Origin of the sequence: Bradyrhizobium agreste, assembly GCF_016031625.1 — a bacterium.
GTDB classification, from domain to species: domain Bacteria; phylum Pseudomonadota; class Alphaproteobacteria; order Rhizobiales; family Xanthobacteraceae; genus Bradyrhizobium; species Bradyrhizobium agreste.
Window position 1 is genome coordinate 19,729 of record NZ_JACCHP010000034.1, and the last position, 18,293, is coordinate 38,021.

15 protein-coding genes are annotated in these 18,293 nt (G+C 64.0%); 9 read left to right on the forward strand and 6 right to left on the reverse strand.

The annotated features are described in order from the left end of the window. Positions 1 to 27: 27 nt before the first annotated feature. On the reverse strand, positions 28 to 1,293 hold the full coding sequence (locus HZZ13_RS33800) for an MFS transporter (protein WP_197963799.1): 1,266 nt from the start codon (positions 1,291 to 1,293) through the stop codon (positions 28 to 30). A gap of 149 nt (positions 1,294 to 1,442) precedes the next feature. Here HZZ13_RS33800 and HZZ13_RS33805 point away from each other — a divergent pair, with 149 nt between their 5' ends. The 9 genes from HZZ13_RS33805 (at position 1,443) to HZZ13_RS33845 (ending at position 11,736) form a co-directional block, all read left to right on the forward strand. Then, a complete protein-coding gene (locus HZZ13_RS33805; protein ID WP_197963775.1) occupies positions 1,443 to 1,871 on the forward strand; it encodes a hypothetical protein in 429 nt (142 codons plus the stop codon). A 76-nt stretch (positions 1,872 to 1,947) separates the two neighbouring features. Next, positions 1,948 to 2,229, forward strand: coding sequence for a hypothetical protein (locus tag HZZ13_RS33810; protein WP_197963776.1), 282 nt, complete (start codon positions 1,948 to 1,950; stop codon positions 2,227 to 2,229). A gap of 9 nt (positions 2,230 to 2,238) precedes the next feature. Continuing rightward, positions 2,239 to 3,666, forward strand: coding sequence for a TolC family protein (locus HZZ13_RS33815; protein ID WP_197963777.1), 1,428 nt, complete (start codon positions 2,239 to 2,241; stop codon positions 3,664 to 3,666). 14 nt (positions 3,667 to 3,680) lie between these two features. Further along, positions 3,681 to 5,018 carry a copper oxidase gene (locus tag HZZ13_RS33820; RefSeq protein WP_197963778.1) on the forward strand — a complete coding sequence of 446 codons (1,338 nt, stop codon included), beginning with the start codon at positions 3,681 to 3,683 and terminating at the stop codon, positions 5,016 to 5,018. A 32-nt stretch (positions 5,019 to 5,050) separates the two neighbouring features. Then, positions 5,051 to 5,506 (forward strand): cupredoxin domain-containing protein, encoded by a 456-nt coding sequence (locus HZZ13_RS33825; protein WP_197963779.1) that lies wholly within the window; start codon positions 5,051 to 5,053, stop codon positions 5,504 to 5,506. A 16-nt stretch (positions 5,507 to 5,522) separates the two neighbouring features. After that, positions 5,523 to 5,822 carry a copper-binding protein gene (locus HZZ13_RS33830; RefSeq protein WP_197963780.1) on the forward strand — a complete coding sequence of 100 codons (300 nt, stop codon included), beginning with the start codon at positions 5,523 to 5,525 and terminating at the stop codon, positions 5,820 to 5,822. A gap of 335 nt (positions 5,823 to 6,157) precedes the next feature. After that, positions 6,158 to 8,299: a flagellar biosynthesis protein FlhA gene (gene flhA, locus HZZ13_RS33835; RefSeq protein WP_197963781.1), complete on the forward strand. Its 2,142-nt coding sequence runs from the start codon at positions 6,158 to 6,160 to the stop codon at positions 8,297 to 8,299. Positions 8,300 to 8,593: 294 nt separating this feature from the next. After that, entirely contained in the window at positions 8,594 to 8,794 is a 201-nt protein-coding gene (locus tag HZZ13_RS33840; RefSeq protein ID WP_197963782.1) for a hypothetical protein, read from the forward strand. Between the two features lie 2,132 nt (positions 8,795 to 10,926). Beyond that, the gene (locus tag HZZ13_RS33845) at positions 10,927 to 11,736 is read left to right on the forward strand and encodes a response regulator transcription factor (protein ID WP_197963783.1); all 810 of its coding nucleotides are present in this window, start codon (positions 10,927 to 10,929) and stop codon (positions 11,734 to 11,736) included. Between the two features lie 22 nt (positions 11,737 to 11,758). Here the strand turns inward: HZZ13_RS33845 and HZZ13_RS33850 are convergent, their stop codons facing one another. The 5 genes from HZZ13_RS33850 to HZZ13_RS33870 all read right to left on the reverse strand — a co-directional run bounded on the left by HZZ13_RS33850 (position 11,759) and on the right by HZZ13_RS33870 (position 18,213). After that, positions 11,759 to 12,994: an ABC transporter permease gene (locus HZZ13_RS33850; protein ID WP_197963784.1), complete on the reverse strand. Its 1,236-nt coding sequence runs from the start codon at positions 12,992 to 12,994 to the stop codon at positions 11,759 to 11,761. Continuing rightward, positions 12,991 to 13,692 (reverse strand): ABC transporter ATP-binding protein, encoded by a 702-nt coding sequence (locus HZZ13_RS33855; protein WP_283817202.1) that lies wholly within the window; start codon positions 13,690 to 13,692, stop codon positions 12,991 to 12,993. Before HZZ13_RS33855 ends, HZZ13_RS33850 begins: the two co-directional genes overlap by 4 nt. Next, on the reverse strand, positions 13,693 to 15,072 hold the full coding sequence (locus HZZ13_RS33860) for an efflux RND transporter periplasmic adaptor subunit (protein ID WP_197963785.1): 1,380 nt from the start codon (positions 15,070 to 15,072) through the stop codon (positions 13,693 to 13,695). It lies immediately after the preceding gene. A gap of 823 nt (positions 15,073 to 15,895) precedes the next feature. Next, positions 15,896 to 17,122, reverse strand: coding sequence for an NAD(P)/FAD-dependent oxidoreductase (locus tag HZZ13_RS33865; RefSeq protein ID WP_197963786.1), 1,227 nt, complete (start codon positions 17,120 to 17,122; stop codon positions 15,896 to 15,898). Positions 17,123 to 17,253: 131 nt separating this feature from the next. Next, positions 17,254 to 18,213 (reverse strand): helix-turn-helix transcriptional regulator, encoded by a 960-nt coding sequence (locus tag HZZ13_RS33870; protein WP_197963787.1) that lies wholly within the window; start codon positions 18,211 to 18,213, stop codon positions 17,254 to 17,256. Positions 18,214 to 18,293 lie beyond the last annotated feature (80 nt).

The following is an 18,293-nucleotide window of genomic DNA, read 5'->3' on the forward strand; positions in this document are numbered from 1 at the left end:
CGCTATCAAACCTCAATTCATCGCGCTTTAGGTGGCAAAACCAGGGCCGGTCTCGACCGAGCCCGTCCGCGCGCGGATCAAGAGCAGCACGACGATGCCGATGTTCAGCGCATTCCAGGCGACGCCATTGGCGAACGCCGCGGCATAGGAGCCGGTGGCATCGAAGATGACGCCCGACACCCAGCCGCCGAAGGACATGCCGAACACGGATGCAAAGATCACGATGCCGACGCGGGTCGCCGCCTCGCTCGCCGGCATGGCCTCGCGCACGATGATGGCGTAGCTCGGCACGATGCCGCCCTGGAACAGGCCGAACATCGCGGAGATCAGATACAGCGAGGTCAGGCTGTCGAAGAACAGATAGAACACCAGCGCAAAGCCCTGCGCCAGCGATCCCACCAGCAGGGTGCGGATGCCGCCGATCTTGTCGGCGAGGTAGCCGGAGCCGATCCGGCTGACGATGCCGCAGCCCATCATCAAGGACAGCATCTCGGCGCCGCGCGCGACGCCGTAACCGAGATCACCGCAATAGGCCACAATGTGCACCTGCGGCATGGCCATCGCCACGCAGCAGGAGATGCTGGCGATCGAGAGCAGCACCGTCAGCGTATTCGTCGACAGCCTGAGATCGACCCGCGGCGGCGGCGCGTTGGCATGATCGTGGACGGTGTCGCGGCCCATTTGCGCGCGCAGGATCAGCACCAGCACCGACATCAGGCCGGCGCAGACGAGACCGATGCCGATGTGGGTGTAACGCCAGCCGATCTCCTGCGTGCCCCAGCTCACGATCGGCGGCCACATCGCGCCGGCGACATAATTGCCGCTGGCCACAATGGTCACCGCCAATCCGCGATAGCGTTCGAACCAGTGCGAGGCTTCGGCCATCAGCGGCGCGAAGGTCGCGGAGGTGCCGAGCCCGATGAAGAAATAAGCCGCCACGAACTGCCAGAGCTGGCCCGAGAGGCCCGCGAGCACATTGGCAACGCCGAGGAAGGCGATGCTGATCGCCATCGCCGGCACGATGCCGAACCGGTCGGTGATCTTGCCGGCGATCACGCCGCCGAGCCCGAAGCCGAACATCATCAGGGTGAAAGCCAGCGACACCGCGCCGCGCGTGGCAGCGAACTCGGCCTGCACGATCGGAATCACGACCACGACCGCCCACATGCCGACGGCGCCGATCGAGCCGATCACGAGGGCAAGGACGAGTCGCACCCAGGCCTGACGGGAGTCAGGGGTGAAGGAAGCAGGTGTTTGTCCTGGATGATTTGGCGCGTGCACGGGCAGGACCATGTTCGCGGACCGTCCCATGGTCAACCAGCGTGCCGCGATATTGGGCATGCGCGGTGCACTGCGGTAATAAGCTCTTGGCGAATGCGTCTTTTGCCATTAGTTTGCAATATGCGCGTGCAACATTGCCGCGCGAGGAGCATATCGGCGGGATGTTGTCGCGATTGACGCGATCGGTGCGGATCAGGGTGGGGCGAATCATCGCCCTCGCCTATCTGTTCTGCGTGCTCGCGCCAGCCGCAAGCCTCGCCTGGGGCAGTGCTGCGCCCTGCCTTGGCGACGAGGCCCAGGCTGACCTCGTTCCGGCGCATCATCACATGGCTGCGAGCCATGGCGATGTTCCGCATGAGCATGCGGGCACCTCCTCCCACACCGCCGCGAAGGACGCACCTCTTCCGAATCATCACGACGGCAAGGGAACAGTCGGCCCGTGCTGCGCGATGATGTGCGTCAGCGCGCTGCCGGCCGATCTGCCCAGCGTCGCCACGCCGGTCCGGCCGATGTCGACCTGTGCGCCCGAGATCGTGCCCAGCCTGCACAGCGCCGCGCCGCCCCAGCACTATCGTCCCCCCATCGCCTGATCTGACATGACGGCGTCGGTTCGATGCGCGCTCTTGCGCGCGCGAACCTGTGGTCTTTCAGATCAGGAACTAAGACATGCTTGCGCTTTCCGGGGCGAAATCTGCCGCATCCGCGGCGGGTGAACGACATTCTCGATTCATTTGGCTGCTGCTGGCCTTTGCTGCGTCGGCGCTGTCCGGCTGCATGCCGGCAACGACGCAGATGGCCAGCGCGGATCCCGCCGATCCGGCGGCGAAAGTAGCCCCCGTCGGCTATCGCTCGACCATCGCACCCTATGCCAGCCTGCGGCCTGCGACGCCGGCACCTTGGCGCGGCCGCAACGATGCGGTGACGCCGCAGCCGAAGCAAGAGCGGTAGGAGCGCGCCATGTCACAGCATTTCGCGCGAGGCCTGCTCCTGCTCGCCGCGCTCGGCCTTTCCGGGTGCGCCGCGTTCTCGCCCGACAGCGGCATGACCGCCGTCTCGGATCTGGCGAGCCAGACCATCAACAAGGACGTCGCCTTCGTGCGCTCGGCCGAGGGCGCCGCCGCGGTCGACGCCCGCGTCCGCCAGCTGCTGTCGCGCACGCTCAGCGCCGACGCCGCCGTGCAGATCGCGCTTCTCAACAACAAGGGACTGCAGGCCGCCTATAACGAGCTGGCGCTGGCGGAGGCCGACCTGGTGGAGCAGAGCCTGCCGCCCAATCCGGTGTTCTCGCTCTCGCGGATCACGGGCGATGGCGGCAACGAGATCGAGCGCCAGGTGGTCGGCGACATCCTCGCCCTCGCCACCCTGCCGTTCCGGTCCGAGATCGCCCGCGACCGCTTCCGCGGAGCGCAGCTGCGCGCCGCGCTGGCGACGCTGCGGCTCGCCGCGGACGTGCGCCGCGCCTATGTCCGCGCGGTTGCCGGGAGCGAGATGGTGGGGCTGCTGACCGACGCGAAGGCGACGGCGGAATCGACGGCACAGCTCGCGCTCAAGCTCGGCGAGACCGGCTCGCTCAACAAGCTCGACCAGGCCCGCGAGCAGGTGTTCTATGCCGAGACCACCGCCGATCTCGCCACCGCGCGGCAGGCGGCGGGAAGCGCGCGCGAAAGGCTGGCGCGCCTCATGGGGCTGTGGGACGACGGTCTCGACTTCCGCCTGCCCAATCAACTGCCGCCATTGCCGCGCCGGCCGCTGGCGCTCCCCACGATCGAGGCCGATGCGGTGGCGCATCGCCTCGACCTGCAGATCGCGCGGCTTGAGCTGGCCGCGCTGGCGAAAGCGCTGAACCTCACCGAGGCGACGCGTTTCGTGACGCTGCTCGATCTCGCCGGCATCTCCCGCCGCACCCAGGATCCGGAAGGGCCGCCGTTCCGCGAGCGCGGCTTCGACCTGCAGTTCCAGATTCCGATCTTCGACGGCGGCGAGGTGCGCGTGCGCCAGGCCACCGAGACCTACAATCTCGCCTTCAACCGTCTGACCGAGCGGGCTGTCAATGTGCGCTCCGAGGCGCGCGACGCCTATCGCGCCTATCGCTCCACCTACGACATCGCCGGTCACTACCAGCGCGAGATCATCCCGTTGCGAAAGATCATCACCGAGGAGATGCAGCTGCGCTTCTCCAGCATGCAGGTCGATATCTTCGCGCTGCTCACCGAAGCGCGGCAGCGCCTCGCGGCGCTGCGCGGCGCGATCGACGCCAGGCAGAGGTTCTTCCTCGCCCAGGCCGACCTGCAGACCGCCGTCAACGGCGGCGGCGCGCCCGCCGCCGGCGGCGACAATCCAACCAATGTCGCCGCGGCAGCTCCTGCCGAAGGCGGCGGCCACTAAAGACGGAGGCCAAGATGTTTTCACGCCGAGGATTTTTGGGCACCGCCGCGCTTGTCGGCGCATCGGCTATTCAAGGCCGCGTCCAGGCCGCTTCGATTCCGGAAGCACCCACCATGGACAAGGTGGTGATGCAGCCGCCGCTGCACCCCACCAGCGGCCCGGATTATCGCCCCGTGGTCACGCTGAACGGCTGGTCGCTGCCGTTCCGCATGAACGGCGACTGGAAGGAATTCCATCTCGTCGCCGAGCCGGTGGTGCGCGAATTCGCGGAAGGAATGAAGGTGAATCTGTGGGGCTATAACGGGCAATCGCCGGGCCCGACCATCGAGGCGGTCGAGGGCGACAAGGTCCGTATCTTCGTCACCAACAGACTGCCCGAATACACCACGGTGCACTGGCACGGCATGATCATCCCGAGCGGCATGGACGGCGTCGGCGGCTTGACCCAGCCGCATATCGAGCCCGGCAAGACCTTCGTCTACGAATTCGAGATGAAGAAGAGCGGAACCTTCATGTACCACCCGCATTCCGACGAGATGGTGCAGATGGCGATGGGCATGATGGGCATGGTCGTCGTGCACCCGCGCGACCCGAGTTTCCGCGCCGTCGACCGCGACTTCGTGTTCGTGATGAGCACCTATCGCGTCGACCCCGGCACCTATCTGCCGCACGTCAACGAGATGACGGACTTCAACATGTGGACCTGGAACGCGCGGGTCTTTCCCGGCATCGATCCGCTGCCGGTCAGGCTCGGCGACAAGGTGCGTGTGCGCATCGGCAATCTCAGCATGACCAACCATCCGATCCATTTGCATGGCCACAGCTTTGCTGTGACCTGCACCGATGGCGGCTGGATTCCGGAGAGTGCGCAGATCCCTGAAACGACCACCGACGTCCCGGTCGGTGCCGTCAGGGTGTTCGACGTGCTCGCCGACAATCCCGGCGACTGGGCGTTCCATTGCCACAAGTCGCACCACACCATGAACGCGATGGGGCACGACGTGCGCAACCTGATCGGCGTGTCGCGCAAGGATCTCGCCAAGGCCGTCGGCAAGCTCGCGCCCGACGGCATGGCCATGGGCTCGACCGGCATGGCGATGGGCAACATGGAGATGCCCGCCCCCGACAACACGCTGCCGATGATGACCGGCACCGGCCAGTTCGGGGCGATCGAGATGGGCGGCATGTTCACGGTGATGAAGATCCGCGAAGACCTCGCGCGCGACGATTACCGCGATCCCGGTCCGTACAAGTTCCCGCAAGGCACCGTCGCCTACGAGGTCGCGGCGCCGGCCGCAGAGCCGGCGCGGCACAAACCACCCGGCAGCCCGCCGATGAAGCACAAGATGTGAGCGTTTCGATGAACCACCAACTGGAGACTACGATGAAGACCACGATCAAGCTCGCCCTCGCGCTGGCTGCACTTTCGACCGCCCCGGCCCTTGCTCACGACAAGCACGGGCACGGAAACTATTCGGCCGGCGAACCCGGCGATCCCAAGAAGCCCGCACGCACCATCGAAGTTCTGCTGAACGAGATGGACTACACGCCCGCAAAGATCGAGGTGAAGCGCGGCGAGCAGATCCGCTTCGTGCTGCGCAACGTCGGCAAGGAGGACCATGAATTCCTGCTGGCGACGACAAAGGAGAATCTCGCGCATGCCGTCGAGATGAAGAAGCATCCGCACATGGAGCATGACGATCCCAACGGCGTGCGCCTCGCCCCGAGCAAGACGGCCGAGATCCTCTGGAAGTTCAGCAAGCCCGGCACGTTCGAATATTCGTGCCTCATTCCCGATCACCGCGACAACGGCATGATCGGCCACGTCACCGTCAAGTAACGCGAAGGAGATTTCCATGAACCGCATCATCAATATCACGGCCGCGCTGGCGCTGACCGCAAGCGTTGCCACCAGCGCGCTGGCGGCCGGGGCCTCAATCAGCGGCGAGGTCAAGAAGATCGACGAGGGCGCCGGCAAGATCACGCTCAAGCATGGACCAGCAAAGAGCCTCGGCATGGATGACCCCATGACCATGGTCTATCGGGTCAAGGACGCGGCGATGCTCAAGCAGGTGAAGGTCGGCGACAAGGTGACCTTCGAGGCCGAGGAGGCGTCGTCGGGCTATACGGTGACGAAAATGGAGAAGGCGAAGTAGCTTCCACTGTCATTCCGGGGCGCGCCCCTTGGCGCGAGCCCGGAATCCATTCATCGACCAACTCTGCCGCCCGATGGATTCCGGGTTCGCCCTGCGGGCGCCCCGGAATGACGGGCAAAACACCGTCGGTCGCCCCCTTCCCACCCCCCGTTAACCCTTTGCTAACCATACACCGGGCAAAAATTGCCGGGTGAAGTCGAGTGTCGTCGGCCGCGTAGAACGGGAGGAACCCCGTGGACGCCAGTGCGGTGCCTCACTTTCGGAACGGCGGCCCTTCGGCCGCCGCGCAGACGTTTGGGGCGCGCGGGCGGCAGTCGCGCGGGGAGGCAGCTACCATGGTCGACGTCACCGCGGGACAGGGCGTAGGCAACGCGAAACCCGGAATCCCCTCCCTCAACGACATCGTCACTGTCCTCAAGCGCGGCGACATCGCGCTGGCGCTCGGCATCCTCACCATTCTGGTGGTGCTGATCCTGCCCCTGCCCGCGATCGTGCTGGACCTGTTTCTGGCGATCTCGATCACGCTCTCGATCCTGATCCTGATGACCTCGCTGTTCATCCAGGCGCCGCTCGAATTCTCCGCCTTTCCGACCATCCTGCTGATCTCGACCATGCTGCGCCTGTCGCTCAACATGGCATCGACCCGACTGATCCTGTCACACGGGCACGAAGGCACGGCTGCGGCCGGTCACGTCATCGAGGCCTTCGGCAACTTCGTGATGGGCGGCAATTTCGTCATCGGCATCATCGTGTTCGCCATCCTGATCATCGTCAACTTCGTCGTCATCACCAAGGGTTCGGGCCGCATCGCCGAAGTCGCCGCGCGCTTCCACCTCGACGCCATGCCCGGCAAGCAGATGGCGATCGACGCCGACCTCTCCGCCGGCCTGATCGACGAGAAGGTCGCCAAGGAGCGGCGCAAGGAGCTGGAGGACGAGAGCGGCTTCTTCGGCGCCATGGACGGTGCCTCCAAGTTCGTCCGGGGCGATGCCATCGCCGGCCTCCTGATCGTCTTCATCAACGTCGTCGGCGGCATGATCATCGGCGTCGCGCAGCAGGGCATGTCCTTTGCCGATGCGGGGCGCAGCTACACGCTGCTGACCGTCGGTGACGGCCTCGTCACCCAGGTGCCGGCGCTGATCGTCTCGACCGCGGCCGGCCTGCTCGTCTCCAAGGCCGGCGTCTCCGGCGCCGCCGACAAGGCGCTGATGAAGCAGTTTTCCGGCTATCCGCAGGCGCTGGCGATGTCCTCGGCGGTGATGCTGGTGCTGGCGGCACTGCCGGGCATTCCGACCCTTCCCTTCCTCGCGCTCGGCGCCGGCGCCGGCGCGCTGGCCTGGCACGCCCGCAACCACAAGAAAACAGCCGTCAAGGCCGAGCAGGCCGCCATGGCCGCACCCGCTCCGGGAACGCCGGGTGCGCCGGGCGCTGCCGCGACGGAGGAGCCGATCTCGGCTGCACTCAAGATCGACGACCTCAAGATCGAGCTCGGCTACGCCCTGCTGCCGCTGGTCAACGGCCCCGACGGCACCGACCGCCTCACCGAGCAGATCAAGGCGCTGCGCCGCTCGCTCGCGATCGAGATGGGTTTTGTGATGCCGGCGGTGCGCATCCTCGACAACGTCCAGCTCGAGGCCAACACCTACATCATCAAGATCAAGGAGGTCGACGCCGGCACCGGCAAGATCTGGCCGAACCAGTTCATGGTCATGGATCCCGGCGGCAGCCAGGTGCAGGTGCCCGGCATCCACACCACCGAGCCGACCTTCGGCCTGCCCGCGACCTGGGTCGATGCCAGCCTCAAGGAAGAGGCCTCGCTCAAGGGCTACACCGTCGTTGATGCCGCGACCGTGCTCTCGACCCATCTCACCGAGCTGCTCAAGGCCAACATGTCGGACCTGTTGTCCTACGGCGAGGTGCAGAAGCTGCTCAAGGAGCTGCCGAAGGAGCAGAGCGAGCTGGTCAAGGACATCGTCCCGGGCCAGGTCACGGTCTCCGGCATCCAGCGCGTGCTGCAGCTCTTGCTCGCCGAGCGCATCTCGATCCGCGATCTCTCCACCATCCTCGAAGGCATCGCGGATTCGCTCGCCTTCTCGCGCACCCCCGCAACCATGGTCGAGCACGTCCGCGCGCGGCTGGCGCGGCAGATCTGCGCGCAAAACACCTCGTACGCCGGCTACCTGCCGCTGATCGCGCTGTCGGCGAAATGGGAGCAGGCTTTTGCCGAATCCATCATCGGCCAGGGCGAGGAGCGCAGCCTTGCCATGCAGCCCTCGAAACTGTCGGAGTTCATGACCGCCGTGCGCGAGGCCTTCGAGCGCGCCGCCCGCGAAGGCGAGGCGCCGGTGCTGGTCACCTCCGCGGCCATTCGGCCCTTCGTGCGCTCCCTGGTGGAACGGTTCCGGGCCCAGACCACCGTGCTGTCACAGGCGGAAATCCACCCCAGGGCGAGGCTGAAAACGGTCGGAAGCATCTGATTTGGCTTAAGAAGCCGTGTGTTTTTCAGCCACAGGCAAATGGTTTTTGAGTTCCTGGCGCCTTGTCGACCAGAGGTCCAAGAGTCGAGCGGCAGGCACATTACATCTTTGAAATAATTATACAAAAGAACGGTCAAGGGTCGCCTTCGATCGCGATCTTTCACGTCCTATCACGCCCTTGTGATGGCCTCTTGGGAACGAATCCGGCCAATACTAGGTTGTTGGGCACCGGAAGCATGAACCTGCCTGAAACGGTCGGCGACTACTTCGGGTAGATGGCGGCAGGAGGCTTCCATGAACCACTCGATCTACAGCGCAGATCGCGCGACCCATTTGAAGATTGTGGTCGTCGCCCTCGTCGCAGGGATCGCGGTGGCTGGCCTCGGCATCACGGCACGCTCGGGTTCGGATGAAGGCCTGACCCAGACCGCCCGCGTCATCAAGGCCGGCAAGCCGGTCGTTGTCACCAGTTCGAATGCGAACCTCGTTCGCTAAGGAGATCTGACGAGTTTTGTGAATTCACGCGGCTCTTTACCAGCCCCCCAAAGTCGCCACGTGGATATGTAGACGACCCCAACCCCAAGTCGACTACAGAAAGCGCCCGCCCCCCACGGGCGCTTTCGCATGTCTGGGGGTCTCGTCATTTGCGGGAGCACCCGCCAAACCCATCGAACCCACCAGTCGCCCCCGCGCGTCCCGGACGCGCTGCAACGCTCCTCGCGTTGCTGCGCAGAGCCGGGACCCAGCAGGCCCCACTCACTCCGATGCATGGGCCCCGGCTCTGCAGCGCATCGTCAAAGAGACGCTGCGCTGCGTCCGGGGCACAAGAAGTGCGGATGCATCGCATGCAGAGCCTCGAAGGATGCACGGCCGAGATGCAGCTGGGCCGTTGCCCTTCGAGGCTCGCTCGCGCTGCTGCGCAACGCGAATCGCACCTCAGGGTGACGGCGAGGAATTGGTGCTCGCGGCACCGTTCGATATCGATCTTCAGATAACGGACACACCTTCGCATCCTCGCGGCTCATCATGCCCGAGCTTTGCTTGATCTCTTCACCCTCAATTGAAAGAGGGCGCAGGGAAGACCGGGAGCCCGCTGGCACCCGAGGTCCACTGTGCGGAATCTGCGTGGTGAGAAGCTGCACAGCGGCATAATACAGCATAATACAGGTGTAGCCAGGACATCCCGGCCTTCCCTGCGCAGTGGTTTGACGGCTTATGTCGCGCTCTCCCCGGGGAGCGATGCACTATTGCCCCCGTCGCCTTGCCGATGACTGACGCATGCACCCGGTCGGGCGACACGCATCACCACAAGACTTGGCGCACAGACCCCGGGCGCCAGGACCACACGATTTTGCCGTACGCCGATCACACCGGTCGTGTGCGCGACAGCCTTGCTCACGGTTGCCCGCCCTGCAAAAGCCCTTCGCGCCGATGTAACCAACGCCCACCGCCGCCCGGCCCGCGTTCGTGACGATCGCGATACGCCCCTCTTCCTTGGGCCGGGTTGCGCGACATATACGCCATTTCCGAATTTCGGTAAAGTGGAATGTTTTCGGCGACCCGGCTTGACCTGGTGGTGGGTGTTTCGCGCGTCGGACGCCGCAAGAGCTTGTGTGCTTTCCCTAGGAACTGAGGGCGGCTCCGCGGGACCGCAACACTGTGCGTGCTGCACCGTCATGTCGCTGAACCGAGAGCTGACTTTGCGGGACCGGGGGAAGCAACGCGGGCAAAGGGCCAACAGCAGACATTGGCCGGCAGACGCCTGCGTGGGGGCAGGAGCGAAAATGTCCAAGCTCACTCAGTTTGTACTTTCGCTCAAATTGAGACCGCGTCCGATATTGGCTCCGTTTTCAATCAGGCATGTGGAAACTCGCAAGCTTCTTCAGAGGCGCTGAGATGAAGGGAGGCCCTTAGGATGAGCAATGGCTGACGGCATGGTCTCGAAACCACCTCGACCGATGTTAGCGTTTCTCTGCAGCTCTGTTCCTTCATGGAACTACATCTGCCCGCGACGTTTCGACCTTCGAAAGGTTTCAAGTTGAAAAAAGATAAATTTGCTGCTTCACTTCCTGTGTGGCTGGTGATCCATCTTTTGCTGTCGTCGCAAGCGCAAACAGGACGATGATCGGCTTATGCGTTAATTGCCGCTATCAATTTTCGATCTGGCGAATGCTGCGCAGCAATTCCGATAGTGCTGGGAGGGCGATCGCGAATGTCCTCGGTAGAACGATCTAAAACAAAATAAATGCATCCGGGACCTAAACGTGTTTCCGCAATCTTCCTTGCGCTAGGGAAGGAGTAGCGCCATGACCACCCTTGATAACTCGCCGACCGGTTGCCCTCAAGGTGACCGGCTAGTACTCGTCACTGCAGATGGACAGTTGCTGTGTCCTGTACCTTGCAGTCCGACGACCCCCGTTTGTCTAAACGAGTTTAGGAAAAGCATCGGGACCATACTGTGATGCGACAACACGGTACTGCGTGCCTGGACGAGATCGACATCGGAAGTGTTCAGCAACAATAGCGCCAACGCTCTCGTTTGATATTCGTCCGCGCAGGAATGCAAGGTCCTCGGGTCGGGCCGTCGTTCGAACTACAATTAGTTTCAGCGTTCGTAGAGATGCGTCATGCGTACCAAATTCGACCGATCTCATTTCATTGAACCGGTTGTGTCGTTTGAACAAGACGGCGCCTATGGCTCCAAACGGCTCCCGAGTGGTGAATTGGCCACTCTTGTTATTGCCACCCACGACGACATCGCAGGAGCCGGAATCGAGGCTCTTTTGCAAGCGAGCGGCCATAAGGTCGTCGCGCGCTGCCCCTCCCAAGATGAACTCCTGCGCTCCTTGAACACCCATCATCCGAATATTGTTCTGCTCACAGAAGCCATCGTCCAGCACGAGACCGCGAAAACAGTTTCAGAACTGCGAGCCCACAGCACTTCCGTTTCGATCATCCTTCTGCTTGAGGAGCGCGACGCGATAATGGCTGCGGACCTGCTGAAGCCTGACGTGGACGGGATTCTACTGAGCGGCGCTCGCGCCAGCAGTTTGATCGATTGTGTCCAGAGCGTGTCCCGCGGCCGGAAATGGGTTGACCCTAACCTGTTGCACCATCTAGCAAGCGCTGAACGGTCCTCACCGATGACAACTAACCTGACATTGCGCGAAACCGATATCGTGCACCTCCTATTGCGAGGCTTGCGCAACAAGGAGATCGCCAGCAAGCTCGGTTTGTCGGAAGGCACCGTGAAGATGCGCTTGCATCACATCTACGGGAAACTTCACGTCGGCGGCAGAACGCAGTTGGCGATGTGCATTACAGGAGCACGCGCGGCGCCAGAATTGGGCACTGGAGGGCGCCGCGACGGGGAGCCCGCTATTTGGGATTCTGCGGCTGCAGCAAGGCTCAGAGGAAAGAAGTCGACCCAACTTTAAGCCATCTGCAATTTGATCGGGATCAGTCCGAGCGCAGGGCTTCGACGGGTTGCAGCAATGACGCCTTCCAGGCCGGGTAAAAGCCGAAGAAAATGCCCACTCCCGCCGCGAACGCCATGGCGACGAGGCTGAGCTGTCCATTGAGCACGACGCCCAGGTCGGCGTAGCGCTCGACGGCCACGGCGCCGCCCAAGCCCAGGACGACCCCGGCGATGCCGCCGATCAGGGACAGTATCGTCGCCTCGACCAGGAATTGCCCCAGGATGTCGCTTCGCCGGGCTCCAACCGCGAGCCGCAGCCCGATTTCGCGGATCCGCTCGGTGACCGAGACGAGCATGATGTTCATGATGCCGATCCCGCCGACCAGAAGCGACACGGACGCGATGGCAGCAAGCAGAATTCCGAGCGCCCGCGCCGAGTCCTCCTTGGCCCGCATTACTTCCGTTAGATTGATCAGGTGAAAATCGTCCTCCTGTGCGGGCAGGAGACCGTGGCGCTCGCGCACGACCTGACGAATGTCGCTGAAGGCCGAAGCCATGTTGGCGCCGTCGCGCACCTTGATGATCACGCCCGAGATCGCCCGAGGATTGGCCGGATTGCGCCCGACAACCCGATTGAGCGCGGTCGAGATCGGGATGACAGCGGTGTCGTCCGTATCGACCCCAGCCAGGCTTTGCCCCTTGGCCGCCAGTTCGCCGATCACCGTCATCGGAACGCGGTTGACGCGGATTTCCTGCCCCACCGGGCTCTGATTGCCAAACAGTTGTTCGGCCACGGTCCGCCCGAGCACGACCACCTTGCTGCCCTGGATCACGTCCTCGCGGTCAAAGGCGCGGCCCCGGCTCACCGCCCAATTGCGGATTGTGAGGTACTCCGGTGTCGTACCGGTGACCAGGGTCGACCAGTTCGCATTGCCATAGATCAGTTGCATCCCCGCGAAGTTGTGCTGCGGCGAGGTCGCGGTCACGGCCGGGACTTCGTTTTCGATGGCCTGCGCGTCGGCGAGCGTAACGCTCGGTCGTGAGCCCTGTCCCTTGGACACCCCGGCGCTCTTCAGCGCCCCCGAGTTCAACACGATGGTGTTCGCTCCGAGATTGCGCATTTCGGTCTGGATGCGCTGGCTCGCCCCGCCACCGACCGCCATCATGACGGTCACCGATGACACTCCCAGAACGATACCGAGCATGGTCAGCGCGCTGCGCAGCTTGTTGACGCGAACGGCGCGTAACGCCGCAAGGGTGCTGTTGACGAGTTTCACGCGGCGGCCCGGATGTTTTGGTTCAGATCGTCGGACACTACTCTGCCGTCCTTGAAGTGGATCACCCGACGTGCATAGCGGGCAACCTCGGCGTCGTGCGTCACGACGATCACCGTGAGCCCGCCCTCGTTGAGACGGACCAGAGTGGCCATGATCTCATCGGAAGTCACCGAGTCGAGCGCACCAGTGGGCTCGTCGGCGAGCAGAAGAAGCGGCTGGTTCACCAGGGCGCGGGCTATGGCGACCCGTTGCTGTTGTCCGCCGGACAATTGCGAGGGGCGATGGTGCTCGCGGTCCGAGAGGCCGACCTGCGCCAGGACCTCGCGCGCCCGGCGCGTGCGTTCGCGCCATCCGATGCCGGCATAAACCATCGGAAGCTCGACGTTTTCGAGCGCCGTCGCCCGCGCCAGCAGATTGAACTGCTGGAACACGAAGCCGACGCTCGTGTTGCGGACCGCCGCTAACTTGTTGCTCGACAGGCGCAGCACGTCCTGTCCAGCGAGGTGATAAGTGCCGCTGCTGGGGGCGTCGAGGCAGCCGAGAAGGTTCATCAATGTCGACTTGCCGGAGCCCGACGAGCCCATGACGGCGACGAATTCACCCCTGTCGATGGCGAGCGATATGCCCCGGAGCGCTGGCACCGCCGTCTGGCCGAGCATATAGGTTTTTGTCAGATCCGAGACGGCCACCAGCGCCATCTACATGCTCCCGATGATCCGTCGCGTGATGGTGGGCGTCGGTTCTCGCTGGTCGACCCCGACGATGACCTGCTCAACTGGCTCGGTGATGGAGATCTCGACCATGCTGCCGTCCGACAGCCCCACTCGAACCGGAACCGGCCTCGGCCGCTGATTCTCTCCCAAGGTCCAGAGGTGGGAAGCTTCCGGTCCGCGCTCTCCGGCTGGGGTAAAGCGCAACGCGGCGACCGGCACCTTATGCACGTTCGTGTGGGCGTCGATGACGATGCGGGCGTTCGCCGTCATTCCAGGCATCAGAATCTTGTCCGGGTTCGGCGCGTCGGCCACCACCACGTAGGTGATCACGTTCTGCTTCTCGTGCGAGTCCTTGCGGATCTGCTTCACCTCGGCCCGGAACTCGCGTCCGGGGAAGCTGTCCACCGTGTAGATGACTGGCTGACCCTCACGGACCTTGCCGATGTCGGCCTCATCAACTGAGATCTTGATCTGCATCTCGCGAAGATCCCGAGCCACGGTGAACAGCGTTTGGGTCTGCAAGGTGACGGTGACCTGCTGGCCCTCCTCGATAGTGCGTCCGATCACTACTCCGTCGACGGGCGAGCGGATGTTGGTACGCTCCAGCTCGGTCTGCGCAGCCTTTACGGCCGCCCGCCTTTGCTGCACGACCGCGTTGGCATGAATCACCTGCGCCTCGGCCGAGCGCCGCGCTGACTCGGCAGCCTGAGCGAGCGCGATGTTGGTGCGTTCGTCAGCCTCAGCCGACTTGTAGTTTTGTACCGCCATGTCGAACGCGGCCTGCGCCCTGGATAAGTCGACCTGCGAGATGTTGCCCGCCTTGGCCAAGGTAAGCTTGCGATCCAGTTCGCGCTGAGCCTCGGCGACGACGATGCGCTCGCGCTCGATCACGAACCGCGCCCTCTCCATCACGGAGCCGGCGCTGGCGAGATCGGCGGCCGCCTTTTCCTGAACACGCTTCTGAATCAGCACGGCCGCTTCGGCGACACTCAATTCGCTTTCCGCTTGCTCCAAAGCGATCTGGAAGCTGAGCGGATCGATCTGGGCGATCACGTCGCCCGGACGAACCTCGGTGTTGTAGTCCGCCAGGATGCGGAGCATCTGCCCGGATACCTGCGAGCTGACAAGGACGGTCGTGATGGCCGACAACGCGCCACTCGCGGTCACGGTCGTGGCGATGTCCCCCCGACGAACCGGCGCAAGAAGGTATTTAGGACTTTCAGGAGGAGCGTCCGCCAACCATTCGGGGAGGTACTGCGCCGCTTGGGTCCAGGCAAAATCCCGCGCGTTCTCGGGGAAAATCCCCCGATTGTATGCCGCCGCCCCCAAACTGACGGCGACCAGAGATGCCAGCAGCAGCTTCATGAGAGGAACTTCGCGAGCGGTCGGCGGCTCCTCCGGGAAGAGCCGCCGACTAAATTGCTAGGCCTTATTGCTTGGGCTTAGGCGTGTTCCCACCGGGGTTGGTTGTCGTTGAGGTAGTCGGTGTAGCGCCGGTATCCGAGTTACTGTTGCATGAAGACGTTTGGGTATTCGAGGTCGTGGTCGTCCAGCCGTTCGAAGGATCATTGGTATTCGTCGTCGTGCACGTCTTGGTGCTGCCTGCGTGGGCGGCCGGCGAGAACCAGACTCCCCCGACTGCAGTCAATACGGCGAGGGTCGTTGCAACCGTCAGATTTCTGAGTGCCATTGGATTGCTCCTTTAAGTGAGAGCTGGATTGCACGGTTCGATCTTCGGGAGAACATGCTTCGTGAGCAAGTCATCTTCGGATAAAATTGGGCCGTCGTTCGATATTAGTCGCTCGATAGCAATCGAAAGATATGACATGCGAGCCTGAGGGCCGTAGTGTCAGAGTGCGAGGCCAAGATCGTCGGCTGCGGGGCAGAGGTCAGCAATCGGACGCTCTTACGCATCACCGAGCCGATAGTGCTAACTGCGTTGTGCGGCGGAGGCGAAGCTTCTTATGACGCTGGTGCATCTTCATGCGCTACGCCCACCATAGGGCCTGCGCCGGTCGGTTCGCCCGGATGTCCGGCTTCGAGTCATTTGCCGACCTCTCGGCAGCGAGCGGCACAATCGGCTCAGGAGCCCCGGAGCGGACAATGGCTGGCAGTCGCTCCGCCGCAGCCGACCGCGCCAACCCGTCGCCTTCGTTTCATCGCTCGCTTGGTGAACCTACGCGCCAGCTCAACGGCGCGGTGCCCCATAGGTCGGCGGCGGCGCCTGTACCGTCGGTGCTGCCGCCGCGAACAGATCGTCCTTGCTGCCATTGAGCGGCGGATAGATGCGCTTGCGGTTGATGGTCTCTTTGGTCGCCTTCGCGGCCGCGCCGATCGTCCGCACCTCGCGATCCCAGCCTTCGGTATAGAGCGCGCCCCAATCACCGAGGTCGAGCACGGTGACGTACCAGTCGATCCGCAGCGGCAGCATGGGCTCACCTGCGAGATCGGCCACCACATTGTGGCCGGCGAAGCGGCCCATGGGGCGGGCGAACTGGCAGGACATCACGGTCGGATGCAGCCCGTCGATCACGCTCGAGGCGACATCGCCGGCCGCGAACACGCCGGGCAGATTGGCAACGCGCATGAAGGGATCGACCAGCAGGCGCCCGAGGCGATCGCGCGCGCCCGGAAAGTTTTCGGCCAGCCGGCTCGCACGCATGCCGCCGCACCAGATCACCGTCTGGGTCGGGATGAACTCGCCCGAGCTCAAATGAACGCCGGCCGCTTCGACGGAGGCGATGCGCACGCCGAGCCTCGTCTCGACATCGAGCCACGACAAGGCCGATTCGATGACGGGCCGCGCATGCGCGCCGATGCTGGCGCCCACAGTTGGATTGGGATCGACCAGGATGATGCGGCGGCTGCCGGTGATGCCGGCACGCGCCAGCCTGTCCGGCATTTCGGCCGCGACCTCGATGCCGGTAAAGCCGGCGCCGACCACCACGACCGTCGAACGCCCCGGCGACGGCGCGCTGCGCCCAAGCGCGACGAGATGGTCCTCGAGGCGGAGCGCCGCAGCATAGGTATCGACGTCGAACCCATGGTCGGCAAGGCCCGGAATGTCGGGACGCATCACCTCGCTGCCGAGCGCGAGCACGAGGCGGTCATAGCCCAGCGTCTCCTCGCCGCCGCTGGTGACGAGCGAAATTTTTCGATGCGCGGGATCGATGGCCTCGATCTCGCCGAGGCCATGCGTGACGCCGATCGGATCGAGCAATTGCGCAAGCGGAAGCGCGACCTCGCTAAGGTCGGTCTCGTAATTGCGCACGCGGATGTTGTGATAGGGATTGCGGTCGATGAGGTGGATCTCGATGTCGCGGTCGCTCGCGCCGATCTCGTCACGCTTGCGTGCAGCACCGATAGCCGCCCACAGGCCTGCAAATCCGGCGCCGAGCACGACGATACGCGCCATGTCCGCCTACTCGCACTTTCCGAGGATCCTGCGGCCTGCCCGCGCGGCTAGATATAGCCCATTCGTCAGGATCGACCAACTGCGGCGGCGCAAGGCTGCTGCACAAGATCGTAAGCCCAAGAACCGAAAGCCTACGCCTCGCGCAGTTCCGACGGCGTCGCGCCGAAACGCTTGCGGAAGGCGCGGTTGAAATAGGACAGATCGGAGAAGCCGGAGGAATGCGCGATGTCGCTGATCTTGCGCATCCTGGCGCGGGGATCGCCGAGCAGCTTGCGCGCCTGGAGCAGGCGCTGCTCCAGCACGAATTCGGTGAAGGTGGTGCCGGCCTGCTCGAACAGGCGCTGGGCCTGGCGCGGGCTGAGCCCTGCGCGTGTCGCAACCTCGGCGAGGCAGAGATCGTTGCGGCCGAGCGCGGCCATCACGTCGGCGCGCATGAGATCGAGGCGCGCCGCCGCCTGCCCGCGCCCACGTGCGCGGCTTGCATGCTCGGCATCGGTGCCGAGCAGGAGACCAACGAGATCGACCATGTGCTGCGCGGTCAGGCGCTGGCCGACCGCATCGAGATGTGGCGCGTGATTGGCGGCGAGCGCATGGTAGCGGAAGATGGTCTCGGCGACCGCGCCGTCTGACAGCATTTGCGAGAGCTTGTCCTCGGCGCGCGGACTGATGTCGAGCAGCGCACGGCGCGGCATGCGAATGGTGGTGAAGCGGTCTGCCTCGGTGTGGCCGACGGTCCCGGTCACGCTCATGTCGACCAGCACCATCTGGGCGGGCGTGAGCTCGACGGTGTGGCCGTTCGACCCGACACGGACGAGCCCCGCATGGGCCAATATCAGCACGAGATCGTCGCTGCCGTCGGCAAGGTGGCTCTGCGTGCGCGAATATTGCGCCGAGGCGCCTTCCGGAATGGCGAGCGTGATGTTGTCGACAACGCTGATCTGCAGACGGCAATCGATGCGTTCGCCATGGCTCGGCCCGATATCGAGGCCGCAGGGACCGACGGCCCGCTCGCGCCAATGCTCGAAGGCCGGACCGTGCGGCAGGCCTGCATATTGATGAACGAAGATGCCCGGCGTTCTCGCTGCATCCATCTGATTTGCTCGCCCTTTCCGGCATCACCGCGTTCAAATTCCGGGGATTTGACGCGGCGGGCCGGACGGAGGTTCAAATC